The following is an 8,644-nucleotide window of genomic DNA, read 5'->3' as shown; positions in this document are numbered from 1 at the left end:
GGTGCCTGGGGGTGGGGGGGCGCGGGGCTACCCGGGGGGGGGGGTCCGCCGTGACCCGGGCCAACACGGAACCGTCCGGGGCGCTCGCGAAGACGTTGCGGCCCACCGCCACCGGCGCGGGCAGCGCCGAGGCGACGGTCGCCCCGGCGCCTGCCCCGGCCGTCCGGGGCCTGGTCTGGCCCAGTAGGGCACCCCGCTCGGCGTCGACGGCCAGCAGGCGCCCGTCAGCTCCGCTCAGATAGACCCGACCGCCTTGGACCACCGGCTGCGACGACCGGGTCAGGTACGTTTCCAGCCGCCACCGCTGGGCTCCGCCGGCCTCTGCGTCCAGGGCCATCAGCGCACCCCCCGCGCCCACGACGTACACCACCCCGCCCGACGCCGCCACCTGCGCCTGGTCGACCCGCAGTGGCAGCGGGACCCGCCGGACTTCGCGCGACGCGGGGTCGAGCCGGACGAGAGCGTTGGCGAAGCCGTCGCGATCCTCCGTCAGCAGCAGTGCGCCCGGAAGCCGGTCCGTTCCCGGCGAGTCCACCGCCACAGGTGTGAGCACACCCTTGAGCCGCTTCTCCCAGCGCACCTCGCCGCTGTCCGCCGCCACGACCCGGACAAGCGTGTTCCGGCCGTCGGCTGCCGGAGTCACGGCGAAGACCTCCCCCGGAGTGGACATCCACTGCGTACCCGGCCCGCCGCTCCGCGCGCGCCAGCGCTCCGCCCCCGACGCGCCGTCGAGCGCCCGTACGGTCCCGTCCGGGCCCATCAGAAGGATCATTCCCTGGCTGAAGACGACCGGCGCGTACGCGCCGAGATCCCGGCCCCAGCGGGTGGCACCGGTCTCCGGATCAAGGGCGTCGAGCCGTCTGCCCCCGTTCGTGGACACGTACAGCAGCCCGTCCGAGAGCACCGGAGCCCGGTCGGCCGTGCCGGCGTCGACGGGAGCCTCACGCGACCAGAGGCGCGCGCCGTCCACGAGGGACAGCCGCGCTGCCATGACCCCGGAAGCCGAGCAGTACAGGGCACTGCCGTCGGAGGCACAGGCCGGAGTGGCTTGTGAGCCCTGACTCTCGCCTCCGCCCGCTGCCGTGGCCGTACCGGACGTCAAGCTGCTCTGCCAGGGCGCGGAGGCAGCCCCCCGGGCACCGGCCCCGTCACCGGCCGGTGCCTGGGCGGGGTCCGGTGCCGTCACGCGGATACCGGCGTACGCGGCGGTGAGCAGCCCGGCGGCGGCGAGGCCCACGGCGGCGTACCGCATCCGCAGCCGCGCGCTGCGCCGCGTCACTGCCCCGGAGCCTGTGCCTGCTTCAGGCTCCGGCTCGTCCGGCCCATCCGACCCGCCCGGCCTGTCCGGCGAATCCGGCGGGTCCGCGGGCGCCAGCGAGAGGAACGCCGTGTCGACCTCGCCCACCGGTGACCGCAGCTCCGCCATCACCTCGCCCGGTGCGGGCCTGTCCCCGGGCTCCTTGGCGAGACAGCGGGTCAGCAGCGGTATGAGCTCGGCGGGCACCCCCGCCAGATCAGGCTCGTTGTGCACCACCTGGTACGCCACGATGTACGGGCTGTCCGAACCGAAGGGCCCGCGTCCGGTCGCCGCATGCACCAGAACCGCTCCCAGCGCGAACACATCGGCGGCCGGACCGACTTCGCGTGGTCGCTGGAACTGCTCGGGAGCCATGAACGGCGGGGTGCCGATCAGCTTCCCCGTCTCTGTCCGCAGATCGCTGTCCGATGGACGCGAGATCCCGAAGTCGATGACTTTCGGACCATCGGCCGCGAGCAGCACGTTGCTGGGCTTGAGATCACGGTGCACCACACCCGCGCGGTGGATGTCCCGCAGTGCCTCGGCCAGTCCGGCGCCGAGTCTGCGCAGCTCGCCGAGGTCCAGCGAACCATTCCGCTTGACGCGTTCGGCAAGGGTCAGGCCGTCGATGAACAGCGTGGCCATCCAGGGCAGCGGCGCGTCCGGATCGGCGTCCACAACCGGCGCGGTGAAAGCACCGCTGACCCGGCGGGCCGCAGCGACCTCCTGCCGGAAACGCGCCCTGAACTCGGGATCAGAGGCATGTTCGGCATGGACGACCTTGATGGCCAAGCGCAGACCCGAAGCGGAAGTGGCCAGGTGCACCACACCCATGCCACCCGACCCGAGGCAGTCCCCGAGTCGGTACTGCCCGGCGTGTTCCGGCTGCTCTTGCCCGGTTTGCCGTTCCGCTTCCGGAGTCGGCCCGGTGCTGCGCAGCGGTGGCATCGCCCACCCCCGTGTTCTTCATGCGCACGCGCGACGCACGGAGCCTAGTCGATGGTTCGTGCGAGACCGAGGCGGCTTGCTAGCCTGCGCGGCGCACAGCTTTTGAGCCAGTGTCAGCAAGTGCCAGCCAGTGTCGGACAAATGGGGGAGGCCGGTCATGGCCATCGAGAAGACCGAAGGCGCCGAAGGAACCGAGAGCACCGCGGCGGCGGAGGCCGTCGGGTCGTACGCCGTGCCGCGGTACCCGGTCGCCCCCGGCTACCGGCTGAACGTACGCAGCGGCCCGGGAACCCAGTACCAGATCCTCAGGGTGCTGCCGTATGACTCCCAGGTGCCGATCAACTGCCAGAAGCCGGGCGAGCGGGTGACCGGTCCATACGGAACCTCGAACCTCTGGGACAACATCGCCAACGGCCAGTTCGTCTCGGACGCGTATGTGAACACGGGCAGCGACGGCTATGTGGCGAGTCGCTGCACCTGACCGGCGCGGTGCGCCTGACGCGCCCGTCCTGCTCTGCCCGCCCCGGAGATAATCGACCTCGTGAGCGAAAACCAAGACGACAGCCACAGCGGTAGCAATGCCGACGGAGGCCCGCAGCCGGAGGCGAGCGGCCCGCAGCCCGAGGCGATTCGTTTCTTCGGTACCACCTGGGTCGCCCACGACGGCGGCTACACGATGCGCCGGGTCGCCGTCGCCGCCGGCTCCCTGGCGGCGGCGGTCACCGGCTGCCTCATCCTGCGCTTCGCCTACCAGAGTCTGGCGACCGGCGGCATGGGCGGCTTCGTCAATCTGCTCCTCATCGTCACCTTCGCGGTGTGCAGCGCCATCGCCTTCCGCAAGACCTGGGAGGGCTTCACCCGGCGCCCCGCCGACCCCGCGCGCGAGGAGGCGCTGCGCAGCCTGAAGATGATCGGGTTCATCGGCTCGCTCCTCGCGTACTTCCTCCGCTCCCTCACCGAAGCCCCCGGGGAGAAGCTGCACCGCACCGAGTACGAGACGGCCCGCGTCCAGTACAAGACGCGCAGGGCGAGCCGCACCGGCAACCCGGCGGCCCGGCGGAAGAGGAAGCCGAAACCCCGCCGCTGAGGCCGGATGCCACGTCTTTCGGGCCCGGTGTCGCTCCAGTCGACGTAGGGCAGAGCGCAGGAGGAGAGACCGGACCATGGCAGAGCTCGCACTCTTCGAGGAGCAGCGCGATCGTCTGTGGGGCATCGCCTACCGCATCACCGGATCGGTCGCCGACGCCGACGACGCCGTACAGGAGTCCTGGCTGCGCTGGCAGCGCCTGCCCGTCGGCGAGGCCCAGGACCCGCGGGCGTATCTGACCACCGTCGTCAGCAGGATCTGCTACGACCAGCTCGGCTCCGCCCGGGCACGCCGTGAGGCCTACGTCGGCCCCTGGCTGCCCGAACCGGTGGTCACCGAAGCCGGGCCCGAGGACCGGGTGACACTTGACGAGTCGGTCGGGATGGCGATGCTCACGGTCCTGGAGCGGCTGACCCCAGCCGAGCGCACCGCCTTCATCCTCCATGAAGTGTTCGCCGTGCCCTTCACGGAGATCGCCGAGACGGTCGGCCGCACGCCCGACTCCGTACGCCAGCTCGCCTCCCGCGCCTGCCGCCGGGTGCGGGCCGAGGCGCCGCGCCGCTCCGTCGACCGGGGAGAGCACCGGCGCGCCGTGGACGCGTTCCTCACGGCGGTGCTGGGCGGCGACTTCGACGGCCTGCTGCAGATCCTCGACCCCGATGTGGTCTGGCGCTCGGACGGCGGCGGCAAGGTCACCGCGGCCAGGCTGCCGGTGCTGGGCCCGATCAAGGTCGCCCGCTTCACCGAGGGGCTCATGCGTGCCTTCGACCCGGCGACGATGGTGTTCACGGTGCGGGAGGTGAACGGTGCTCCCGGACTGGTCTTCACCGACGCCGCGAGCGGAATGACCGGCGTGTACGCGTTCACGGTGCACAAGGGGCGGATCACCGAGATCGACGCCGTCGTCAACCCCGACAAGCTGCGCCACCTGGCGACGGGGTAAAGCCGGGGAGCGTCACACTTCCCGGGCCTGTGTCGTCCCCCTTGCATGACGACGACACCAACGAACACGACGGACATGCCCAGGGCGAACAAGAAAGCGCCGCAGGTTCTGGTGATCGGCGCGGGCTACGCGGGGCTCATGGCCGCACTGCGGCTTGCCCCGCACGCCCGCGTCACCCTGGCCGACCCCAGCGACCGCTTCACCGAACGCATCCGCGAACACGAGCGCGCCGCAGGACGCCCCGCTGCCACCCACCCGCTCGCCGGGTTCCTGCACTCCACCGGCATCCGGCACATCCACGCCCGAGTGACCGCCATCGACATCGCCGCCCGCACGGTGACCACCGACGACGGCCGCCGCGTCCCGTACGACCGGCTCGTCTACGCACTCGGCAGCCGTACGTCGGCGGCGCCCGAGGGCATCGGCGAACGCGCCCACACCCTGGAGTCCGCGGAGGCCCTGTACAAGCGGCTCCAGGACGGCCCCGGCTCCCTCGCGGTCGTCGGCGGCGGACTCACCGGCATCGAGCTCGCCGTCGAGTTGGCCGAGGCCCACCCCGGCTGGAGCGTCCGGCTGCACTCGGACGGCGATATCGGCCCCGGACTGTCCGCCCGCGGCCGTGACCATGTACGCGAAGTGCTCATGGCGCGAGGCGTACGCGTCCACGAGGGGCACCGGGTCGCGCACGCCGACGACCTCGACGCGGACGAGGTGGTGTGGACGGCCGCGATGACGCCCAACAGCGAACTCGCCGCAGCTGCCGGGCTCGCCATCGACCCCTCAGGCAGGATCGCGGTCGACGCCGTGCTGCGTTCCGTCTCCCACCCCGAGGTGTACGTGGCGGGCGACGCGGCGGCAGCCCACTCGCCCAAGGCGGGTGCACTGCGCATGGCGTGCGCGACCGCGATCCCGACGGGCTCGCATGTCGCCACGTCGCTCATCGCCGAGTTCCGCGGCAGTCGGCCGCGCCCGCTGGACTTCGGGTTCGTGGTGCAGTGCGTCAGCCTCGGCCGCCATGACGGGCTGGTCCAGTTCGTACGCCCGGACGACAGCCCGCGTGACCGGTTCCTCAAGGGCGCCGCGGCCGCACGCGTCAAGGAACGGGTCGTGCGTGCCACCGTCGGCACGCTGCGGCTGGCCGCCCGGCGGCCCTGGGCGGTGCCGCTGATCCCCGGCATGTCCTGAGCCCGGTCCCGAGTCCGGGGACCCACGCGTCAACTTCAGAGTGATGGAGTCATACGAACTGATTTCCACAGAACGCAGCGTCTGGGCTGCGGCCCGCGGAAGCCCGGAGACGGCCAGGACCGCCTCCCGACTGTAGGGCAGCGGCGGCGACGGCGAGGCCAAGGCGCGGGCGCTGACCGCGCTGCTGAAAGCGCAGCCGGAAGCCCGGGTGCGGTCGACCACCTTGACGCGCCCAGCACCCCGGAGCATTATTCATCGCATGATGAATAATGCTCCGGGGCCGGCCGGCAGCGCCGACCCCACGGCGGGCGCCGAGGGCGAGGGCGCCGGGAACAACGCAGCCGTCCACGCCCGTGCCCTCACCGTCATCCGCGGCCCCCGAAAGGTGCTGCGGGAGCTCGACTTCGACGTCCCACGCGGCCGGATCACCGGCCTGCTCGGCCCGTCGGGCTGCGGCAAGTCGACCCTCATGCGCGCCATCGTCGGCACCCAGGCCCAGGTCGGCGGCACCCTCCATGTCCTCGGCCGCCCCGCGGGCGACGCCGCGTCCCGTTCCCGGATCGGCTATGTCACCCAGGCGCCCTCCGTCTACGACGATCTGACCGTCCGCCAGAACCTGGAGTACTTCGCCGCGATCCTCGATCCGGGCCGCGCGGCAGCCGGACGCCGCCGCACCCATGTCACCCAGGCGATCGCCGACGTCGACCTCACAAGCCATGCCGACGCACTCGCCGGAAACCTCTCCGGAGGCCAGCGGGGCCGCGTCTCACTCGCCGTCGCCCTGCTCGGCACCCCCGAGCTGCTCGTACTGGACGAGCCCACCGTCGGCCTCGACCCTGTACTGCGCCGCGACCTGTGGGACCTCTTCCACCGCATCGCCGCCGACCGCGGCACCACGATCCTGGTCTCCTCGCATGTGATGGACGAGGCCGAACGCTGCCACCGACTGCTGCTCCTGCGCGAGGGCCGACTCCTCGCCGACGACACCCCCGAAGCCCTGCGCCACCGCCACGACACCCCGACCGTCGAGGGCGCCTTCCTCCACCTCGTAGACACGGCCAAGGCTCTCCAGGAGGCCGCCCGATGAACACCCACCCATCGCCCGCGACCACCACCACGGCTCGGCCGGCCCCCGCCCCCACCAGTCCGGGGCCCTCCCGCCTCGCGCTCTCCCTCTCGCGCACCCTCGCCACCGCCGCCCGCGTGCTGCGCCAGCTGCGCCACGACCCGCGGTCGATCGCCCTGATGCTCCTCGTGCCGTGCGTGATGCTCTTCCTGCTGCGCTACGTCTTCGACGGCAGTCCGCGCACCTTCGACTCCATCGGCGCGTCACTGCTCGGCATCTTCCCGCTGATCACCATGTTCCTGGTGACCTCCATCGCCACCCTGCGCGAGCGCACCTCCGGAACCCTCGAACGGCTCCTCGCCATGCCGCTGGCCAAAGGCGACCTCATCGCCGGCTACGCCCTGGCCTTCGGGCTGCTCGCCATCATCCAGTCAGCCCTGGCCACCGGCCTCGCACTGTGGTTCCTCGGCCTCGACGTGGTGGGCTCGCCCTGGCTGCTGCTGCTCGTGGCACTCCTGGACGCACTGCTCGGCACGGCACTCGGCCTCTTCGTCTCCGCATTCGCCGCCTCCGAGTTCCAGGCGGTCCAGTTCATGCCCGCCGTGATCTTCCCCCAGCTGCTGCTCTGCGGCCTGTTCGCACCTCGCGACACCATGCAGCCCGTACTCGAAAGCCTCTCCAACGTGCTGCCGATGTCGTACGCCGTCGACGGAATGAACGAGGTACTCCGACACACCGACATGACCGGGGACTTCGTCCGCGACGCCGCCATCGTCGGCGGCTGCGCACTCCTGGTGCTCGCTCTCGGCGCGGCCACCCTCCGCCGCCGCACGGCGTGACCGCACGGGTGACCGCCCATCGGACACCACCGACCGCCCCAGGTGCCCGGTGCGAGGATGACCATGTCCACGGATGAACGGACCGCGGACATGGACCACTCCGGTGAGGTGACCCCGCATGCCCCAGACCGTCGCAGTGCTCGGAACCGGAAAGATCGGCGAGGCCCTGCTCAGTGGAATGATCCGGTCGGGTTGGCCGGCCGGTGCGCTCCTGGTCACCGCCCGGCGTACGGAACGGGCCGAGGAACTCCGCAGCCGCTACGGCGTAGAGGCCGTGAGCAACGCCGAGGCGGCCAAGCGTGCCGACACCCTCATCCTGGCCGTCAAGCCCCAGGACATGGGCCGCCTCCTGGACGAGCTCGCCCCGCATGTCGCCCCCGACCGCCTGGTGATCAGCGCCGCGGCCGGTATCACCACCGCCACCATCGAGGGCCGCCTCGCTGCCGGAACCCCCGTCATCAGGGTCATGCCGAACACTCCCGTCCTCGTGGACGAGGGCATGTCGGTGATCTCCGGTGGCAGCCACGCCGACGCAGGGCACCTCGCCCACACGGAGGAGATCTTCGGCGCGGTCGGCAAGACCCTCCGCGTCCCCGAGTCCCAGCAGGACGCCGCCACCGCGCTCTCCGGCTCCGGCCCCGCCTACTTCTACTTCCTGGTCGAGGCCATGACCGACGCCGGCATCCTCCTGGGCCTGCCCCGCGCCCAGGCCCACGACCTGATCGTCCAGGCAGCCATCGGCGCCGCCGTGATGCTCCGCGACTCAGGCGAACACCCGGTCAAGCTCCGAGAGGCCGTCACCTCACCTGCGGGCACCACCATCAGCGCAATCCGCGAGCTGGAGAACCACGGAGTACGCGCGGCCCTCATCGCCGCACTGGAAGCGGCCCGCGACCGCAGCCGGGAACTGGCCTCAGGCAACGGTTGACATGGCCCTCTCGGATGCGTAGTGTTCTCCGAGTTGTCCGACGTGAGCACCGACTCCGGTCGGCCCCGGACAGCCATTCCGCAAGAACCACTCCAAGCGAGCGACCTTCCGTCGTCCCGTTTTTCGTGCGCTTTTGCGAAATGAGGAATCCGCGTTCGAAAGCCTGAGCGCGCGAGGCCCCGATTAGCGTCGGAGCCCGGGAATCCGCTAAAGTCTCACTCGTCGGAACGGCTGCGAGGTCGGGAAGGCAAACCCTCTCTGACTGGGAGTCAGGCCCGAAAGGATCTGATAGAGTCGGAAACGCCGGAAAGGGAAATCGCGAAAGCGAAAGAACAGGAAGGCAGCCCGCTC

General features: G+C 71.3%; 8 protein-coding genes. 7 read left to right on the top strand and 1 reads right to left on the bottom strand.

Annotated features, from left to right (window positions below; genetic code table 11):
* On the bottom strand, nucleotides 1-2,245 hold a 2,245-nt coding region (locus ACFWI9_RS21620; protein WP_387164278.1), incomplete at its 3' end, for a PQQ-binding-like beta-propeller repeat protein.
* Nucleotides 2,246-2,402: 157 nt separating this feature from the next.
* Here ACFWI9_RS21620 and ACFWI9_RS21615 point away from each other — a divergent pair.
* The 7 genes from ACFWI9_RS21615 (at nucleotide 2,403) to proC (ending at nucleotide 8,293) form a co-directional block, all read left to right on the top strand.
* Entirely contained in the window at nucleotides 2,403-2,726 is a 324-nt protein-coding gene (locus ACFWI9_RS21615) for a peptidase (RefSeq protein ID WP_387164277.1), read from the top strand.
* Nucleotides 2,727-2,786: 60 nt separating this feature from the next.
* Nucleotides 2,787-3,332 (top strand): hypothetical protein, encoded by a 546-nt coding sequence (locus ACFWI9_RS21610; protein WP_387164275.1) that lies wholly within the window; start codon nucleotides 2,787-2,789, stop codon nucleotides 3,330-3,332.
* A 76-nt stretch (nucleotides 3,333-3,408) separates the two neighbouring features.
* On the top strand, nucleotides 3,409-4,275 hold the full coding sequence (gene sigJ / locus ACFWI9_RS21605; RefSeq protein WP_387164273.1) for an RNA polymerase sigma factor SigJ: 867 nt from the start codon (nucleotides 3,409-3,411) through the stop codon (nucleotides 4,273-4,275).
* Between the two features lie 45 nt (nucleotides 4,276-4,320).
* Nucleotides 4,321-5,460 carry an NAD(P)/FAD-dependent oxidoreductase gene (locus ACFWI9_RS21600; protein ID WP_387164271.1) on the top strand — a complete coding sequence of 380 codons (1,140 nt, stop codon included), beginning with the start codon at nucleotides 4,321-4,323 and terminating at the stop codon, nucleotides 5,458-5,460.
* Between the two features lie 259 nt (nucleotides 5,461-5,719).
* Nucleotides 5,720-6,547 carry an ABC transporter ATP-binding protein gene (locus tag ACFWI9_RS21595; RefSeq protein WP_387164269.1) on the top strand — a complete coding sequence of 276 codons (828 nt, stop codon included), beginning with the start codon at nucleotides 5,720-5,722 and terminating at the stop codon, nucleotides 6,545-6,547.
* Nucleotides 6,544-7,365, top strand: a complete 822-nt coding sequence (locus ACFWI9_RS21590; RefSeq protein ID WP_387164268.1) for an ABC transporter permease — start codon at nucleotides 6,544-6,546, stop codon at nucleotides 7,363-7,365. The genes ACFWI9_RS21595 and ACFWI9_RS21590 overlap by 4 nt, the downstream gene beginning before the upstream one ends.
* Nucleotides 7,366-7,483: 118 nt before the next feature.
* Nucleotides 7,484-8,293, top strand: a complete 810-nt coding sequence (gene proC / locus ACFWI9_RS21585) for a pyrroline-5-carboxylate reductase (protein ID WP_387164266.1) — start codon at nucleotides 7,484-7,486, stop codon at nucleotides 8,291-8,293.
* Nucleotides 8,294-8,644: the final 351 nt, after the last annotated feature.

The organism is Streptomyces sp. NPDC127084 (genome assembly GCF_042724175.1).
Classification (GTDB): domain Bacteria; phylum Actinomycetota; class Actinomycetes; order Streptomycetales; family Streptomycetaceae; genus Streptomyces.
This window is presented reverse-complemented; position numbering and strand designations above follow the sequence as displayed.